At 51.1% G+C, this 17611-nt stretch carries 17 protein-coding genes, 1 tRNA gene and 1 pseudogene; 4 read left to right on the forward strand and 15 right to left on the reverse strand.

The annotated features are described in order from the left end of the window. Window positions 1-9 precede the first annotated feature (9 nt). Window positions 10-900, forward strand: a complete 891-nt coding sequence (iolE, locus tag LCF41_RS07285; RefSeq protein ID WP_225087477.1) for a myo-inosose-2 dehydratase — start codon at window positions 10-12, stop codon at window positions 898-900. An 87-nt stretch (window positions 901-987) separates the two neighbouring features. Then, entirely contained in the window at window positions 988-1824 is an 837-nt protein-coding gene (gene iolB, locus LCF41_RS07290; RefSeq protein WP_225087478.1) for a 5-deoxy-glucuronate isomerase, read from the forward strand. A 118-nt stretch (window positions 1825-1942) separates the two neighbouring features. On the opposite strand, the gene LCF41_RS07295 is transcribed toward iolB, so the two are convergent. The 6 genes from LCF41_RS07295 to LCF41_RS07320 form a co-directional block, all read right to left on the reverse strand. After that, complete coding sequence (locus LCF41_RS07295; RefSeq protein WP_225087479.1) at window positions 1943-2263, reverse strand: type II toxin-antitoxin system RelE/ParE family toxin; 321 nt, start codon at window positions 2261-2263, stop codon at window positions 1943-1945. Then, the gene (locus LCF41_RS07300) at window positions 2263-2541 is read right to left on the reverse strand and encodes a type II toxin-antitoxin system ParD family antitoxin (RefSeq protein WP_180742476.1); all 279 of its coding nucleotides are present in this window, start codon (window positions 2539-2541) and stop codon (window positions 2263-2265) included. Before LCF41_RS07300 ends, LCF41_RS07295 begins: the two co-directional genes overlap by 1 nt. 76 nt (window positions 2542-2617) lie before the next feature. Beyond that, on the reverse strand, window positions 2618-3307 hold the full coding sequence (locus LCF41_RS07305) for an ABC transporter ATP-binding protein (protein ID WP_225087480.1): 690 nt from the start codon (window positions 3305-3307) through the stop codon (window positions 2618-2620). Window positions 3308-3328: 21 nt separating this feature from the next. Continuing rightward, window positions 3329-5026, reverse strand: coding sequence for an ABC transporter permease (locus LCF41_RS07310; protein ID WP_225087481.1), 1698 nt, complete (start codon window positions 5024-5026; stop codon window positions 3329-3331). Beyond that, a complete protein-coding gene (locus LCF41_RS07315) occupies window positions 5010-6056 on the reverse strand; it encodes a Fe(3+) ABC transporter substrate-binding protein (RefSeq protein ID WP_225087482.1) in 1047 nt (348 codons plus the stop codon). Before LCF41_RS07315 ends, LCF41_RS07310 begins: the two co-directional genes overlap by 17 nt. A 217-nt stretch (window positions 6057-6273) precedes the next feature. Then, complete coding sequence (locus LCF41_RS07320; RefSeq protein ID WP_225087483.1) at window positions 6274-6714, reverse strand: PRD domain-containing protein; 441 nt, start codon at window positions 6712-6714, stop codon at window positions 6274-6276. Between the two features lie 74 nt (window positions 6715-6788). Here LCF41_RS07320 and LCF41_RS07325 point away from each other — a divergent pair, with 74 nt between their 5' ends. Further along, window positions 6789-7997 (forward strand): IS256 family transposase, encoded by a 1209-nt coding sequence (locus LCF41_RS07325; RefSeq protein WP_225084729.1) that lies wholly within the window; start codon window positions 6789-6791, stop codon window positions 7995-7997. A gap of 35 nt (window positions 7998-8032) precedes the next feature. On the opposite strand, the pseudogene LCF41_RS07330 reads toward LCF41_RS07325, so the two are convergent. The 7 genes and pseudogenes from LCF41_RS07330 to LCF41_RS07360 all read right to left on the reverse strand — a co-directional run. After that, window positions 8033-8437 (reverse strand): annotated as a pseudogene (locus LCF41_RS07330) (CAT RNA binding domain-containing protein); the annotation flags it as partial. Between the two features lie 96 nt (window positions 8438-8533). After that, on the reverse strand, window positions 8534-9997 hold the full coding sequence (locus LCF41_RS07335) for a glycoside hydrolase family 1 protein (protein WP_225087484.1): 1464 nt from the start codon (window positions 9995-9997) through the stop codon (window positions 8534-8536). After that, complete coding sequence (locus tag LCF41_RS07340) at window positions 9997-11868, reverse strand: beta-glucoside-specific PTS transporter subunit IIABC (protein ID WP_225087485.1); 1872 nt, start codon at window positions 11866-11868, stop codon at window positions 9997-9999. Before LCF41_RS07340 ends, LCF41_RS07335 begins: the two co-directional genes overlap by 1 nt. Window positions 11869-12201: 333 nt before the next feature. Then, a complete protein-coding gene (locus LCF41_RS07345) occupies window positions 12202-13008 on the reverse strand; it encodes a hypothetical protein (protein ID WP_225087486.1) in 807 nt (268 codons plus the stop codon). 107 nt (window positions 13009-13115) lie between these two features. Continuing rightward, a complete protein-coding gene (locus LCF41_RS07350) occupies window positions 13116-13568 on the reverse strand; it encodes a hypothetical protein (protein WP_225087487.1) in 453 nt (150 codons plus the stop codon). Window positions 13569-14081: 513 nt separating this feature from the next. Next, entirely contained in the window at window positions 14082-14420 is a 339-nt protein-coding gene (locus LCF41_RS07355; RefSeq protein ID WP_225087488.1) for a DUF1869 domain-containing protein, read from the reverse strand. A gap of 10 nt (window positions 14421-14430) precedes the next feature. Then, window positions 14431-14763: a TehB family protein gene (locus LCF41_RS07360; RefSeq protein ID WP_225087489.1), complete on the reverse strand. Its 333-nt coding sequence runs from the start codon at window positions 14761-14763 to the stop codon at window positions 14431-14433. Between the two features lie 379 nt (window positions 14764-15142). Between LCF41_RS07360 and LCF41_RS07365 the strand changes: the two genes are divergently transcribed. Further along, complete coding sequence (locus LCF41_RS07365; protein WP_225087490.1) at window positions 15143-15733, forward strand: flavin reductase family protein; 591 nt, start codon at window positions 15143-15145, stop codon at window positions 15731-15733. A gap of 270 nt (window positions 15734-16003) precedes the next feature. Here the strand turns inward: LCF41_RS07365 and LCF41_RS07370 are convergent. After that, a tRNA-Asn gene (locus LCF41_RS07370) sits at window positions 16004-16079 on the reverse strand. Between the two features lie 142 nt (window positions 16080-16221). Then, window positions 16222-17484 (reverse strand): MFS transporter, encoded by a 1263-nt coding sequence (locus LCF41_RS07375; RefSeq protein WP_225087491.1) that lies wholly within the window; start codon window positions 17482-17484, stop codon window positions 16222-16224. Window positions 17485-17611 lie beyond the last annotated feature (127 nt).

Here is a 17611-nt window from a genome sequence, read left to right on the forward strand (position 1 = left end):
GGACATAACATGACCGTTCAACTTGGTATTAATCCACTCACCTGGACCAATGACGATCTGCCTTCTCTGGGCGCGGAAACGCCGCTGGAAACCTGCCTGAGTGAAGGGCGGCAGGCCGGCTTCGTCGGTTTTGAATTAGGCAACAAGTTCCCGCGTCAGGCCAGCGTGCTGGGGCCCATTTTGCAAGCGCACGATCTGCGCTTAGTCTCCGGCTGGTATTCCGGCGAACTGCTCACCCGTTCAGTGGAAGAAGAGATTGAGGCGGTGCAGGGGCATCTGGCATTGCTCCGCGACCTCGGTGCGACGGTGCTGGTGTTCGCCGAAGTGACGGGGGCGATTCACGGCGACCAACAGAAGCCGGTCCATCTGCGCCCGCGTTTCCCAGAAGATCGCTGGCCGGAATACGGCAAAAAGCTGACCGAGTTTGCGCGCTACACGCAAAGTCAGGGCGTGCAGATTGCCTATCATCACCATATGGGAACGGTGATTGAAAGTGCGCAGGATGTGGATAATCTGATGGAGCATACCGGGCCGGAAGTGGGGCTGTTGCTGGATACGGGTCACCTGACGTTTGCCGGTGCAGACCCGGTGGCGGTGGCGAAGCGTTGGATTAACCGCATCAATCACGTTCACTGCAAAGATATTCGCGCCGATGTGCTGAAAGACGTGAAAAACCGCAAGACCAGCTTTCTGGATGCGGTACTGAGCGGTGTCTTTACCGTACCGGGCGATGGTTGCGTCGATTATCCGGCGGTGTTCAGCATCCTGAAAGCCCATAATTACAGCGGGTGGCTGGTGGTTGAAGCGGAGCAGGATCCGGCTGTCGCGCATCCGCTGACGTATGCGACGCTAGGCTACAATAACTTGCAACGTTTCGCCCAGCAGGCGGAATTGATCTGATTCGTGGTGATATCCCCCGCATCTTCAAGCTGCCAGTAGATCAACGTGCAGGCAGTTTGAAGTCGGGGGAGATAAAGGAGGCAAAAGATGTCCCGACTATTATCACGCCATCGCGCCCCTGACGAACACGGACGGACGCAGCACATCACACCGGAAACGGCGGGTTGGCGCTACGTGGGGTTCGAGGTATATCAATTGGCACCGGAACAGGTGCTATCGCTGCCCGCCAGCGATAACGAACGCTGTCTGGTGCTGGTCAGCGGCAAGGCAACGGTGGTCACGCCGGGCGAGCGTTTCGAGCAGATTGGCGACAGGATGAGCCCGTTTGAGCGCAGAAAACCCTATGCGGTTTATGTCACGGCGGGAGAGGCGGTGACGGTCACGGCGCACACGGCGCTGGAACTGGCGGTTTGTGCCGCACCGGGGTTCGGCACGCATCCAACCCGGCTGATCGCGCCGCAGGATATCGACGCCGAACAGCGTGGTGCCGGCAATAATCAGCGCTATGTGCATAATATTTTGCCGGAAAACAACGCGGCAGACAGCCTGCTGGTAGTCGAAGTGTACACCGATGAAGGCTGCACCAGCTCCTATCCCAGCCACAAGCACGATGTCGATAATCCGCCGAACGAAACCTATCTGGAAGAAACTTACTATCATCGTTTGAATCCAGAGCAGGGGTTTTGCCTGCAACGCGTCTATACCGATGACCGTTCATTAGATGAATGCATGGCGGTCTACGATAAGGACGTGGTGCAGGTGCCACGTGGCTATCACCCTGTCGCCACTATCGCAGGCTATGACAGTTATTATCTGAATGTGATGGCAGGCCCGACGCGCCAGTGGCGTTTCACCTGGGAAGCGGATCACCAGTGGATCAACAGCCCCGAGTATGCGGATAAACACCGGCGGGGCAACGTGTAGTTCCTATAATGGCAAGCGAGCTTAAGTATGGGCAGTGGCTTATGGATAACTTGTAGGTCGTTGCCCTATTATTTGGGGAGACGCATTTCTGGAAAAATAGTGGGTTAACCAGATGCTTTTAATCAGTTTCATCTGACAGCAGGTCGCTTTCATAATCCTGACCACCATGCCAAATGCCCAGAACCGTTACCGCTTTTTTCTCTTTTTCCACCATAAAAGCAATGAGTGTTCTTTTACGATGATTGGTAACACGAAGCCCTGGTAAGATATCGCTGCGTTGGTTTCCTCTTTCAGGGAATAACTCAAGCGATTCGCAATAACTGACAATGCTTTCGGTATAGCTGAGTGCGGTTTTGGGTGAGGCAACTTTCGCTATGTAGCGGTACAGTGCTGCCAGTTGTTCTTCCGCTTCCGGTGCGAATATGACCCTGTAGTCCATTACTCTTCTCCGGTCATCTTCCTGAACTCTGCTTTTAATCTGTTTCTAATGTCGCTACTGCTGAGGCTTTCTGTTTCACCGCGTTGCAGCGCGTTCCAGGCGGGAACGACTTGTTCTTGCAGCCAACTCTCTACTGCATTATCGCGTGCAATCAGCGCTCGAAGTCCTTCCCGAATAACCTCACTTTCTGACGCGTATTCACCGCTGGCAACTCGGGCTTTCACCTGAGCAGCCATTTCATTCGGTAGCGTTATACTCATCTGTTGTGTTGTTCTCATTGCCTACCCCTTGAACTTACCGATAGGATTTAATCATACTCATTATTTCCCATGTTGTCAGGGGCGAGCCACTGAATCAACCGTCTCGGTTCATCGAAATAGTATCGAGCTTACCTTCTTTCAAATAGCCAATATGGCTGGCCATTAGCTCGGCTTCCTGTTCGCTGTGTGTGACCAGAAGCGCGGTTTGTCCGGCGTCGCGCAGGATGTCGCGCACTTCTTGCCCCAGCCGTTTGCGGCTGTCGGGGTCGAGGCTGGATAGCGGTTCGTCGAGCAGTAGCACGGCAGGCTGTGGAGCCAATGCCCGCGCCAGCGCGATACGCTGCTGTTGCCCGCCGGACATCTCATGCGGGTAGCGCTGCGACAGCGCGGCAAGATCGACCAGTTCCAGCATGGCGCGGACGCGTGATTGCTGTAGATCTTGCGGCTGTTTTCTCAGGCCAAAGGCAATATTCTGCGCGGCGGTCAGATGGGGAAACAGCGCATAGTCCTGAAACACCATGCCGACGTTGCGCTGTTCCGGCGGCAGATGGACGTCGGGGCCAACTACACAGCGTCCGCCGACGTGAATCGTTCCTTGAGTCAGGTGCTCAAAACCCGCAATCGCGCGTAAAGCCGTGGTTTTACCGCATCCTGATGCACCCAGCAGGCAGGCCAGTTCACCGGCGGCAACTTCCATGGAAAAACCGTTCAGCACGTGATGAACATTATGCTTGTGCCCGTAGGCGATGTGGACATTATTCAGAACGAGTGTAGCCTCAGACACCTTGACTCTTCCTCATGATTTTTATTCTTTCTCAACCGACGTTTTTAGCTGGCTGCGAGCCAGCAGGACAACGGGGAGCGTACCCGCCAGCACAATCAGCAGTGCGGCAATCGCGCCTTCTTCATAGGTGCCTCTGGCGGCTTCGGCATAGAGGACGGTCGCCAGCGTCTCGAAATTGACTGGCCGCAGCAGCAGCGTGGCGGGGAGTTCTTTCATCGCGTCGGCAAACACCAGCAGCGCACTGGTCACCAGCGCCGGGCGCAGCAACGGAAGGTGTACGCGGAAAAACGTGACGAATTCACTTTCGCCCAGCAGTCGCGACGCCTGCTCCATCACGGGAGGAATGCGCGTCAGCCCGGCATCGAGCGCGCCAATACCAATCGCCATGAAGCGAATCGCGCAGCAGATCACCAGCAGGATACCCGCGGAAAGCAGCGGCAATCCTTTATAGCCAATCAATCCAGCGAGGAAATTATCCGTCGCCATACCGGGTGTCATCAGGCCAATCGCCAGTACTGTACCGGGCACGGCATAGCCCAGCGACGCGATTCTCAGTAGGGTGCGGCGACGTTCCGGCGATCGGTCGGTGATGGCCGAATGACGGGCATACCACGCAATAATCAGGCTAACGAACGTCACGACCAGCGTGACGCCAACGGCCAGCAGAAGCGAGTTCTGTAACGACTGTATCAGTCCGGCGGAGATCGTCACGTTATCACCCAGCCGTTTGGCGCTTTCCCAGGCCAGAAAGAGGGCTGGGGCGATAAAGCCAAGCAGGATCGGTAATGCCGTCGCGCAGGTTGCCAGCCAGGCGCGAACGCCTTTCAACGGCGCGGGCACGATGCCGCGCATCTGTCGGCTGGTGCCATAGCGTTGGTTTTTCCGGCCGTAATATTCCAGCGTCAGCAGCAGGATGACCACCGTTAGCATGGTGCAGGCAATTTGTGCCGCTGCCGGTAAATCCGAACGGGTGACCCAGGTGGTGTAAACCGTCACGGTCAGTGTATTCACCCCGAGGAACTCGGAGGCACCAATATCATTCAGCGTTTCCAGCAAGGCCAGACTGGTGCCAACGGCCAGCGCAGGGCGCGCCATCGGCAGGGCAACGTGCAAAAAGGTTCCCGTTGCGCTTAATCCCAGCGTACGAGCGGCTTCCAGCAAATGTGCTGGCTGGCTGATAAACATCGCGCGCATGGTCAGATAAACATACGGGTAGAGCACCAGACCGAGCAGCAAAATCGCGCCCGTCATGGAGCGCAGATCCGGTAGGCGGAACTGACGCGGGCTGTCGTAGCCCAGCACACTGCGGATAGCTTCCTGAATCGGCCCAATGGGGTGCAGCAGATCGAGCCAGGCAAAAGCGACAATGTAGGTTGGCATCGCCAGCGGCAGCAGCAGCGCCCAGCTAACAAACTGCCTGCCGGGGAAATCAAAGGCGGTCACCAGCCAGGCGCAGCCTGCGCCAATCACCATGACCAGCACGCCGACGCCGAGCAGGAGAATCAACGTATTGAGCGCGGCATCGGGCAGCACGTAGCGCATCAGGTGATCCCAATGACCAACACCCGCGCCCGCGGCTAGCCAAAGCAGGGACACCAGCGGGGCCAGTACGCCGAGAGCAATGATGACGGCAGCGATGCGAAGCGGAGAAAAAAAGAGGCGCGGTCGCCCGAAGGCGCCGCGCATCGTTGACGAACCGGTCTTATTGATCGAATCCAACTTTATCTACCAACTGACTGGCCTGTTTACGGAATTTAACGATGTCGGTCAGCGGGATGCTATCGATATCCACTTCGCCGATCGTGCTGCCAATGGTGGAATCCAGCGTGACGCCTTTGCGAACCGGATACTCATAGTTTGCCTGTGCGTAAAGCTGTTGAGCCGGTGCGGAGACCAGATATTCCATCAATTTCACCGCCTGATCTTTATGCGGTGCATGGCGTGCAACGGCTGCGCCAGTGATATTGACGTGCGTGCCGCCGTTTTCAAATTTAGGCTGAACCACCTTGATGGCATCGCCCCATTTACGGGCGTCGGTGCCTTCTTTGGCATTCTTCATGTGGCCGACATAATAAGAGTTCGCCAGACCCACATCGCAGATGCCGCCAAGGATATCGCGCGCGACGTCGCGGTCACCACCGGTGGCTTTACGCGCCAGATTGTCTTTCACGCCGCGCAGCCAGGTTTCCGTCTTGGCTTCGCCGTGGTGCGCAATCATTGCGGCAACCAGTGCGGTATTGTAAGGGTGTTGACCTGCACGGATACACACTTTGCCTTTCCATTTTGGATCGGCCAGATTTTCGTAAGTAATGCCGGTCAGCGGCAGGGATTTTTCCGCGTAGAGCACGCGTGAACGCATCGACAGGCCAAACCACTGATTGTCTTTATCGCGCAGCGCCGCGGGGATGGCCTCGGTTAGCGTGCTGGACTGAATCGGCTGTGTGACACCCGCTTCGACCAGATCGATCAGGTTACCCGCATCAACGGTCATCAGCAGATCAGCCGGTGAGTTTTGGCCTTCTGCCTTCACACGCTCCAGCATGCCATCTTTGATGAACACGGTATTGACTTTAACCGACGTTTCTTTGGTGAACGCATCCAGCAGCGGCTGAATCAGGCCGGGTTCACGCGTGGTGTAGAGGGTCAGAGAGTCATCTGCGGCAGCAGGCAGGGCGTAGGCCACCATCAGCGATGAAGCCAGCGTCAGCAGGCGCGCTTTTTTGCGCAGAACAGACAGCGTTTTTGACATGTTATTATCTTCTCCAGAGTGAATGTGATGCGTAAATTAATAAAATAAGGAGATATTTTCGGCAGGTGACAAAAACTATATATGATAATCACTCTTGTTTGCAATCTCATTAGTGCGTGCGCGTTGTTATCGTGATGACGGTCAACATACGGACTCAGCGAGACGATCTGCGTGTGGATAAAACAGCGCCAGATGATTATCTTGTGTGGGGTAAGCGCTATGGCGTCTGGCTGTCGGCTAGCCTGCTGATATGCATGGTCAGCCAGGTCAGCTCTTCTTTCGGCAAGGCCATCTGGTATTTTTCCTGAACGTAATCTCTGATAGCCCAGGAAATTGCCATCGCTTCAGGGTAGTGTTTCAGCAGTTCCTGATAGAAATCGTCCGTACGCCCAGGGGCGAGTTTGCGGGCAATCACCCGTTCGGAGAAATACCGCAGATGGGTGATAAAACGGAGATAATCGACGGCGTTGACGTCAATATTCTTGTTTAATTTGTAGCGGACAATTTCCGCCAGACGGTTCACCAACTGAACCTGCTGGTGGGCATCGGCGATTTCGGCGCTACCGGCGGCATTAATGAGGTGAAACGCGATATTGACGGCTTCGTCATCAGATAACGTGACGTTAAAACGCGCTGATACGCGATCTTTCGCCTGCACGCGAGCCTGTACATAAATTTGTGTAATTGCCTGATTTTGATATGTTCAATCCAACATCAAAAGCAGGTTAATTTATGGACGAAAAACAATTACAGGCACTGGCTAACGAACTGGCCAAAAATCTTAAAACACCTGAGGATCTCAGCCAGTTCGATCGCCTGCTGAAAAAAATCAGTGTTGAAGCCGCCCTTAATGCTGAAATGTCCCACCATCTCGGGTACGAGAAAAACCAGCCCAAAGCGGGTCTTAACGCACGTAACGGTTATTCCACAAAAACTGTCATTACTGGCGATGGCCCGCTCGAACTGCGTACTCCGCGAGATCGTGATGCCACATTCGAACCTCAACTGGTGAAGAAAAATCAGACCCGGATAACCAGCATGGATAACCAAATCCTGTCGTTATACGCCAAAGGCATGACTACCCGAGAGATCGTCGCGACGTTTAAGGAACTGTATGACTCAGATGTGTCGCCGGCCCTGATTTCAAAGGTCACGGACGCAGTGATGGAGCAGGTTGTTGAATGGCAGAATCGGCCGTTGGATAGCCTTTATCCCATTGTTTATCTTGACTGTATTGTCCTTAAGGTCCGTCAGGATAGTCGTGTCATCAACAAATCCGTGTTCCTGGCCTTGGGCATCAATATCGATGGTCAGAAAGAACTACTGGGTATGTGGCTGGCGGAAAATGAAGGGGCGAAGTTCTGGCTGAATGTGCTGACTGAGCTGAAAAACAGAGGTCTGAACGACATTCTCATCGCCTGCGTTGACGGTCTGAAAGGCTTCCCTGACGCTATCAATGCGGTCTATCCGCAAACCCGCATCCAGTTGTGTATAGTCCATATGGTGCGCAACAGCCTGCGCTTCGTCTCATGGAAGGACTATAAGGCCGTCACTCGCGACCTGAAGGCGGTTTATGGGGCCGCGACGGAAGAAGCGGCGTTGCAGGAGCTGGAAACATTCGCCAGGGTCTGGGATGAGCGCTACCCGCAAATCAGCCGGAGCTGGCGTGCAAACTGGGCGAATCTGTCAACATTCTTCGCGTACCCGAGTGACATCCGTAAGGTGATTTACACGACCAATGCCATTGAATCACTGAACAGCGTCATCCGGCATGCCATAAAGAAACGCAAGGTGTTCCCGACAGATGACTCAGTAAGGAAAGTGGTGTGGCTGGCAATACAGTCGGCATCAAAAAAATGGACGATGCCGATCCAAAACTGGCGGCTGGCGATGAGCCGCTTTATTATCGAGTTCGGTGACCGCCTGGACGGTCACTTCTGAGAAATGGCATTTACACAGAATCATGTACAAGGTCCCTGCACGCCGATGGCGTACTCTTTTTGGTAATAGCGTTTGACTTCCCAACTGAGCTTATTGATGAAGTGGGTGCCTGTTTTGCCGCGTTCAACCGCAAAATAGAGATGTTCCGCCAGCGTAAAGAACAGCACCGAATTCAGCTTTTCGGCGTACTGACTTTGCGCCAGCGTGACGATCTCATGAGTGATGTCAAAAAAAGCCGCAGGAATCGTGTCGGTCAATGAAAGAAAATGCCGTGATTTCAGATTTTCCAGTGGAATGAAAACCTGTTCAACATGCGTCACATCAATCAACGAACCGGGTCTGGCACCAAATCCGATGCCTTTACCCAACAGGATCATCTCCTGCTGTTCATGATCTACCAACAGCATGCTGTTATTTAACGCTTTTTTCACTTTAATCACGTTTTTTTCCCATCACACGGTTTTTTCAATCACGTTGCTTCCCATGACAACGGTCCCCTGTCGTTGCTCACACTGCCTGCGGCAAGCATCTGCCTGTCAGGAGAGGTCGGCGCCATTCGTCGCAATAACCTTCTGATACCAGTAGAAGGAATCCTTTTTCAGGCGTGCCAGCGAGCCGTGGCCTTCGTCATCCTGATCGACATAGATAAAGCCATAGCGTTTGGACATCTGTGAGGTGCCCGCGCTGATGATGTCAATCGCTCCCCAACTGGTGAAACCCATCAGTTCAACACCTTCGCCAATCGCTTCACGCATTTGCTCGAAATGTGAACGAAAGTAGTCAACGCGATAAGGATCGTGGATTTTCCCGTTCTCGACAACGTCTTTCGCCCCCAGACCGTTTTCGACAATAAACAGCGGCTTCTGGTAGCGGTCGTAAAGCTCCAGCAGGGAGATTTTCAGCCCGATAGGGTCGATCTGCCATCCCCAATCCGAGGCTGGTAGATACGGGTTTTTTACGCCCAGAACGGTATTCCCCGGTATTCTTTCGGCATCTGGCTGTGTGGATTCGGTGAGCGACATGTAATAGCTGAACGACACAAAATCCACGGTGTGTTGCTTGAGAATAGCCAAATCGTCGGGCTGCATGGTGATGTGGATGCCGCGTCGCTCAAGGTCGCGCTTGATGAGCGGCGGATATTCACCGAACACCTGTACATCGGCATAAAAGTAGTTTTCGAGGTTCTTTTTCAGCGCGGCTTCGACGTCTTCCGGGCGGCAAGAGTGCGGATAAGTCGTCAGTTTGGTCAGCATGCAGCCGACCTGGCTGCCTGGTATTTTTGCGTGGCAGTCGCGGGTGACGATGGCCGACGCAACAAACTGGTGGTGCAGTCCCTGATAAATATCCTGTTTGGCCTGTCCCGGGGCGCTTTTCTCTTCACGGATCCCCGCCGTAGTAAACGGATGGCGATGAATACTGTCGATCTCATTAAAGGTCAGCCAGTAGCGCACCAAATTCTTGTAGCGATCGAAACAGACGTTACTGAAGCGCACGAACGCATCCAGCACGTTGCGGTGCACCCAACCATTGTATTTTTCACTCAGCGCCAGCGGCATTTCGTAGTGTGAAAGTGTCACCAGCGGTTCGATGCCGTGCTTGCGCATCTCGCGGAACAGATCGTCGTAAAACTGTAAGCCTGCTTCATTCGGCACGCTGTCTTCTCCGGTTGGAAAAATGCGCGACCAGGCGATAGAGACGCGTAGCACCTTGAAGCCCATTTCGGCAAACAGTGCCAGATCGCTTTTGTAGCGGTGATAGAAATCGATGCCGCGCCGTTTGGGGTAGAATGCATCGTTTTTACCGTTCAGCGCATCGGCGATGTTGTCGTCCGTCAGCGCCATGTGGGCATGGTAATTCTTCAAATCGAGATTCGGTTTCCAGGTAATGGCGTCTGCGACCGACGGCCCCTTGCCGTCTTCATTCCATGCGCCTTCGGCCTGATTCGCGGCAATCGCGCCGCCCCATAAAAAGTGTTCCGGGAATGCGATGTTTTTATCCATTACACAGACTCCTTTAAGGTCATGATGATGGTGTGGGGATGGATGAGGGCGTCAGTGGCTTCCGGTATCACGCGAAAGCGCTCGCTGTTGGTGATAACCATCATGACGACGGGATCGTAACCCGCGGCAATGAGGCTATCGAGGTCAAATTTAATGAGGACATCGCCGGTATTAACCTGTTGGCCGGCCGTGACTTTCGGCTGAAAGCCCTGACCATTGAGTTTGATGGTATCAATGCCGATATGGAAAATCAGTTCAGCGCCGCTGTCGGTGAGCATGCTGACGGCGTGGCCGGTTTCAAATACGTTCTCAATGGTGCCGTTCGCGGGCGCATAAAGCACACCTTTCTCGGGGATGATGGCAATGCCGTCACCCATAATGCGTTTGGAGAAAATCTCGTCATTCACGTTGTCCAGCGGAATCACTTTTCCTTCAATCGGGCTGGCGAACGGGTATTCAGCGATAGCGTGATGGGCTTCTTCTGTCTCTACCGCCGCGACGGGTTTTTCTTCCCGCCAGAGGAACAGGGCGGAGAGAAAGGCGATGACAAAAGAGAGTGCGGCACCCGCGATGGCATAAACGATATTCCAGCTATTTTCCGGCGAGATAAACATGGAGATACTAGCCAGACCGGGACCAACCAGCGCAAAGGCTTCAATCGCCATCCAGCCGATAAACGCACCGCCGACCAGACTACCTGCCAGCACGCTGTAGAGCGCTTTTTTATTCAGCAGCGTAATCCCGTACAGCGCGGGTTCGGTGATGCCGAACAGGGCGGAAATACCGGCTGAAAGCGCCGTCGATTTTAATGTTCTGTCTTTGCTCTTGAGCGCGATCGCTATACAGGCACCTGATTCGGCAATGTTGTGTGCGAGCGACGCAGGCAGGTACAGCATCTCCTTACCAAACTGGCTCATGGAGGACACGGCATAGGGCAGCATCGGCTTATGCATCCCCGATGCCACCATGAAGGGCAGCGCAGCGGCGAGTAAGCCTGTCGCCACAAAGCCCAGTTTGCTGTACAGCCAGAGGATTACGCTAGCCAGCCCCGCACCGAGTTCATAACCCAATGGGCCAAGAACCAGCAGCGTGACGGGAACGGTGACCAGCAGCGAGAGCATCGGTGACAGGAAAATACGCAGGGCACTCGGTGAGTAGCGATTGAAGATCTTTTCGGTTTGCGCATAGAAAATGACGCACAGAATCGCCGGAAAAACCTGCGAGGCGTAAGCGACGTTTTTCAGGTCGAGAGAGAGAAATTCCGCGCCTTCCGCTAGCTGTTTAGACATGGCAGGCAGCACCATGACCGAGACAGCGGAAACCGCGACCAGCACATTGACTTTCAACTTCATCGCGGTGGTGATCCCTACAAGAATCGGCAGGAAATAGAGCGGTGCGGAACCGATGTTATCCAGCACCTTGTAGGTTGAACTGTCTTTAGTGAGCCAGCCGAGCAGGTCAAGCAGCAATAGCAGTGACTTGAGCACACCGCCGCCAGCAATCGCAGGAACCAGCGGCTGAAATACGCTGATGATAAAATCGATGACAAAAGCCGTGCGGTTGGTTTTTGCTGGCACGGTGCGGCCCGTTTCTTTGCGGCCTGCGGCGAGGTTCTGCACCGCGTCGTACACCTGCATCACTTCGCTGCCGATGATCACCTGACACTGCACGTTGACCCGAACGCCCAACACGCCCGGCACGTTTTCCAGCTCGCGCTGGTTCACCTTACTATTGTCATAAAGGCTAAACCGTAGCCGCGTAGAACAGTGCTCAATGTGCTCAATGTTGTCAATTCCACCGACCAATGTGATGATTTTTTCCGCGGTGGTGGCATAGGCTGTCGCGTTATTATCTGCTGCGGTATGGCTCATACGACGGTTCCCCTGATCCAGAAACGAAAAAAGACCTGAAGCTCCTCCCATGATGTTGAGTGGGATAGCTTCAGGTCTTGCCTAGAAAACTAGTTACACGCCTGTGCTGCTGTTGTAAGTCCTGGTACGCGGGAAAGTCAAACAGATCGTACTGCCTTGACGGGTAAGTGTGATGGTAATGGCAGAATGTAAGGGGAGCCTGATGACGTGATTCGCCGGGCTGATGCTGCAATGTACGCCAATAAAATCACGCGAAAAAAAGATCAAACCCGCGCTTTTGAGGTCATCGCAGCACAACCATAAATGCCCTATGCAGATGTTATCATCTGCTTATCAGGCATCTTTGGTGGTATCCAGAGTGAGTTTGCCATCTTCTAAGTGAAGTTTGGTGGGGGAAAGGAGTTCAAACAGGCGGTTGAACGGATCGGCGTCTTTGCCTGATTCCCCAGTCATAAAGTTGAAGTCCATCTCTATCAGGTACTTCAGACGTGGTACATAGCCTTCCGGTGCCTGCGCTTGTTCAATTAATGGCAGGCTCTCATGGTGCTCTAACACCATTTTGAAAAATTCGGTTTGTTTAAACTCGCCGCGACTCCACTCCAGTTTGCTTTGCGCCATGGCCATCGTGCGCCACACTTGCTCCTGGTCATAAGCCTCGCTCCAGGCCGCACGCCGCTCATTTACCGTAAAGGTTCCGCTATCGTCATAGGTAATCAGCGCAAGCTGTTCACGGGACAGACCTTTGAAGGGATTACTTCCTTGACCATTGGCATACGCTGTCGCTTGTTTCGCTCTGGCTAATCGCTCGGGGTCATCACTATCGGGGACTTCCGCATCGTGTGCTTTCTTACTACTGACATAGCCCATGCCGACCAGTTCATCATCCACACTTCTGGCCCTGGCCGCCAATGTACTGCGGTCGCTTTTAGCATCTCTGGCTTCGGCCCTGACGGCGGCGTCGCTGAGCTGTTTTGCCAGCGTTGTAATGCCGCTATTCTTTTTATTTGAATAACCATCAGACGCCGTAGACGCAGACTGTGTGCCTTCGGATACGTTTTCCTGCTTTTTTATCGAGCGACTGTCATTGGTGGACTGCGCATCTGCCACCGTACTTTTTGAAAGGCCATTGAAGTTAATCATTCGTTCTTCTCACTCGTTGTGATTCAGGGATAAGTAACGACTCATGCTGCTTATCCCTATTCATAAAAAATGCCTGAGTGGTTGCTCAGCGATTTTTCAGTACGGTGCTATCTCATGGTAATTTCTACATCTGAGTCGTGAGTATTGACGTTGGCATACGTCACTCTTAAGTCACAGCGTGCGCCGTTGCTAGGCGTGGTGCTCTTAGTCCATTGTGGGATCTTATTTCCCAACACATACTTCACAGTATACGTCATATCAAACTGGCAAACTTTGGCCCCAACTTTGTAACGAACATGCATTGAACCAACGTCACTGATTGGATTGGAGATCGTATATTGATCTGAATCCCCAGATTTGACGCTTTCTTTTGGCTTTGGAGACGCATTCGCCTGCGAGAACACTTCGGCTGTTGTCGTCGGCGAAAAAACCGCGGCAGGGGCGGAGGATGTGCCAAGATTCTTAAAGGTGACATTGAATTTCGGGCCCGCATTAGCCGCTGCTGATGCAAAAAGGGCTGTCATGAACAGTGAGGACAACAGAATGTTGCTTGATTTCATTTGAAAAACTCCATGTATTTTCATCTGCGACCACAGTCTTTTTATTCTTTCTAACTCACTATGCGGAATACGACGCTGTGTGCTGTAGCCATAAACGCAGGCAGACCGCGTGATTTAATAATAAATCGGCATTATATAAAAAATGTTTAAGTATTCATGGTTATTTTCATAACGTTCTATAGGCTTTGAAAATCTATTTTCTTTCTATTCTTAGTTTATCTTCGCTAATAATAATCATGATAATTATTAATTTGCATGTTCTATTGCTCCAGAATGGGATGATTGTGTTAGACGAACCGCTATAGACAGATTTCGCGTACTGAATGAGATAATCAACTAATGCTAATGTGGTTATTTGGAATAATCGAAGGGGGGGGCAGGGGCGCTTGGTAAGTCAAAAGACATCCAGCGCCTGTTTTAATGAGGGCGGGTACTAAAGGTAGCGCTTAAATCATTCGAACTGCGGGAAAATCGATACAGGAGCAGCTTGAATAGTGATGAAACTATATTGCTTTACCAGCCGCAGACGTTATTCTCTTCATCCGCATCGTAACCGCGTACGATATTAACCAGCTCTTTTACCGCTTCAGCAGAAATTGCCTTGTCTTTTAATTCTTCAACCGTAGAGAGATCTTTATCGACGGATACGCCGTTATTATTATTTGTGACCGTTAGCAAAAAACCTTTTTTATTTTCGCTGGTTGACGACAGTTCATTGAGCAATTCCACCACTGCACTTGTGGCGAAATCAGGCACATAAAATGCCATCGGCTTGAGATAAACTTTCTCTGCCTTTTCCTTATTGTCTCGGTTCAACAGTGTTAATGAATACCCTTTGTTTTCACTTGTCATTATGCTTACCTCAACCTTCTATCAGAATTTTTGGATCGACATAAAAATCTACGTTGAATAGCGTATCATCAGATAACGCTTCTATTCTGTGCCATTTTTCTGGTGGGAATACGCCAAATTGTCCGGCTTCAATAGTCAGTGTTTCGACGGGGTCAGGACTGGTCTCATTGGCGTAACCATAATAACGGATTGTCCCTTGCATTACGCACAAGCGTGGGTAAACACCTTGTCGTGTTCCTGCATCCAAATGGCTGTTCCAGATAGATGCTGGCGCAGTTTCCTTTGTCCAAAAAGGCGTTGTACGAGTGTGAATATAATTCGCGGGTATGACAATTCGTTCCATGTTTAAACCTCATGTTTTACCCAGTCCCATGGCGGGTGGGAAGGAAAGAATGATATGATGCATATCATATACCTCTTTTTATGTTTGTGAATTATTTTCTGTTAATTAATTTTTTACAGTACCGCAACACTTTGCAGAAAAGCCATATTATAAGGGGCAACATTTCCCTCTTTGGTTATTTATCTCATCTTACTGGTGGAGATAAAAACTAACATCAAGGAATAGTTACATTAAGTTATTTTCTTGATGTTCCCCTTATTATGGGTGTTGATTCTAAAAAAAATCCTCATTGGTACTCAATTAGGGTTATTGTTAAAGATAAATCAAAAGAGTAAAAGTGAGAAATATAACGCCACTCGATGATGAGGTCCGAACTCAAATGAAAAAGAAGGTAAAACTCAGTTCGTTTTATTATGGCTTCCCTGTTTTTCTTGTTACGACGACGGATAATAACAACGGAAATATCAATGTTGCTTCTGTATCGTCGTCAATTTCTCTCGGCGATAAAATTATTATCGGTGTCACTAAAGGAAGTAAGACCTGCAGTAATTTATTATCTGGTTCCGATGTTGTCATCAATATTCCTGATTACAAACAGTGGGAAAAGGTTGAAGAACTGGGAAAATTGACCGGGAGCGATGTGCTATCTGAAGGTCAAATTAAATGGGGCGTCCAGGTCTGCCATGATAAATTCTCCAAAGTCGGCCTTCACACGGAATCCTCTAGCGATATTGCGCCGCCTCGGGTGATTGAATGTCCTATTCAGGCGGAATGTAAAACCGTCAGCACGACGGACAAAGGTCGTTTTATTCTCGTCGAACTGGATATTGTCAATGTCTGGGTAGATAGCGAGCTATTAGGAGCGAATGGTGTTGTTGATTCGTCAAAATGGAAGCCTCTGATCTACAACTTCCGCGAATACGACACCACGGGGGACGCATTAGGTTTTAATTTTAAATACGGCCATTAATCTTATAGAGAGAATGCTGCTGCATTATTTTCAGGTGGTAGCACTCCCTTATGCTATTGATGAATAGGGCTCTCCATGCCAGTGTGATCATTCCATTTTGGGGTCACGCCGTCATCGAACCAACGTGACCCCAAATCTGACCACCAAATTCTCCCGATACGAAGGGTAAACTGAAAATGCATCGGGAACGATTCTCAGGTGGAACGCATTGAATAAAATGATAAAAGCAAAAATCCCACTTAAGTTGCCTTAAGCGGGATTCTCTAAATTTGGCTCCTCTGACTGGACTCGAACCAGTGACATACGGATTAACAGTCCGCCGTTCTACCGACTGAACTACAGAGGAATCGTGTGAACGGGGCGCATAATAACGGCGTGTGCCGCGCATGTCAAAGGCGTAAACCACAAAACTGCACTGTTCGGTGAGAGAATGTGCAATCTGCCGATATTTTTGGCAAATACCGGCATTTTATTGTGTTCTGGCAGCGTTAGAGTGTATTCACCGGTGCTTTTTGTTTTTCGGAAAAGGCATATAACGGTCCTTTTCCCGACAGCGTGAATAGGGATACCGCCGTGAAAGAGAGGGCGACGCCGCCTAAAATCAGGTAAGTGCCGTGAAAACCGATACTGTCATACATGTTGCCAGCAAAGACGGACATGAAAATGATTGATATCTGTTTAAAGAAGCAGAAGCACACCAGATAAATCGTCGCGGAAAAGCGGACTTCAAAGACGGTGGTGATGTATTTGAAGCAACCAACAATCAGGAATGGCACCTCAAACATGTGCAGCGTTTTCAGCACAATCACTTCCAGTACAGAACTGGCAAAGGCAGAGCCAATGATTCGTACGGACATAATCGTCCCGGCGATGAGTAGGGCGTTTTTGCCGCCTATGCGGTTCACAATCAGCGGCGCAAAAAACATGATCGTGGCATTGAGCAATTCACCCAGCGTGGTGACATAGCCAAATACTCTCGTCCCTTCCTGCCGGGTCTCGAAAAACGAGGTGAAGAAGTTGGCAAACTGCTGATCGAAGACATCATAGGTGCACGACACGCCGACGACATAGAGGGTCAGGAACCAGATCTTGCGTTCTTTTAACAGCTCGGCCGCCATTTTCAGGCTAAAGGGTTTCTGATTGGAGCCAACCTGATCGGCAACGATAGCGCTGGAAGAGACCTCCGGCTTCGCCAACAGCAGCAGGATGACCAGAATGACGGCACAAGCGGAACCAAGCCAGAAAACAAACTGGTTATTGATGGTAAACATAATCCCGACGATAGAGGCGCAGAGTGCCCAACCGAGGCAGCCGAACAGGCGTGCTCGGCCAAATTCAAACTGGCTGCGGCGGCTGACTTTTTCAATATAGGCTTCAATAGCCGGTGCGCCGCCGTTGTTGATAAATCCCAGATAAATTCCGCCGACGATAGAACCTAACACGATGTTGTATTTCAGTAATGGGCCAAAAACATAAATAAAAAACGGAGCAAAAAACACAAGCATGATGGTAATAATCCATAGCAGGTGTTTTCTCAATCCTAATTTATCAGATAACAAGCCAAATATAGGTTGAAATAACAGGGCAAAAAAGGAAATGCAGGCGAAGATAATTCCCGTATCACTTTTACTTATTTGGTTGATATCGTGAAGCCAAATAGGGAAGAACGGAAAGTAAGCCCCCATTATGAAGAAGTAGAAAAAGAAAAACAGGCCGAATATCCAGAAATTTTTATTATGTAGGTAGTACATGATGCTTTCTCCGATAGGCATTATACCTGTCATACTTCAAGCCATATGTATGCTGGCTTCTCTCACTCATCCCAGTTACTTACTGATGTAAGCGCCTGAGAACGCGTTCGATTGCAGCCCGCATGCA

Source organism: Pectobacterium colocasium (genome assembly GCF_020181655.1).
Taxonomy (GTDB): Bacteria; Pseudomonadota; Gammaproteobacteria; order Enterobacterales; family Enterobacteriaceae; genus Pectobacterium; species Pectobacterium colocasium.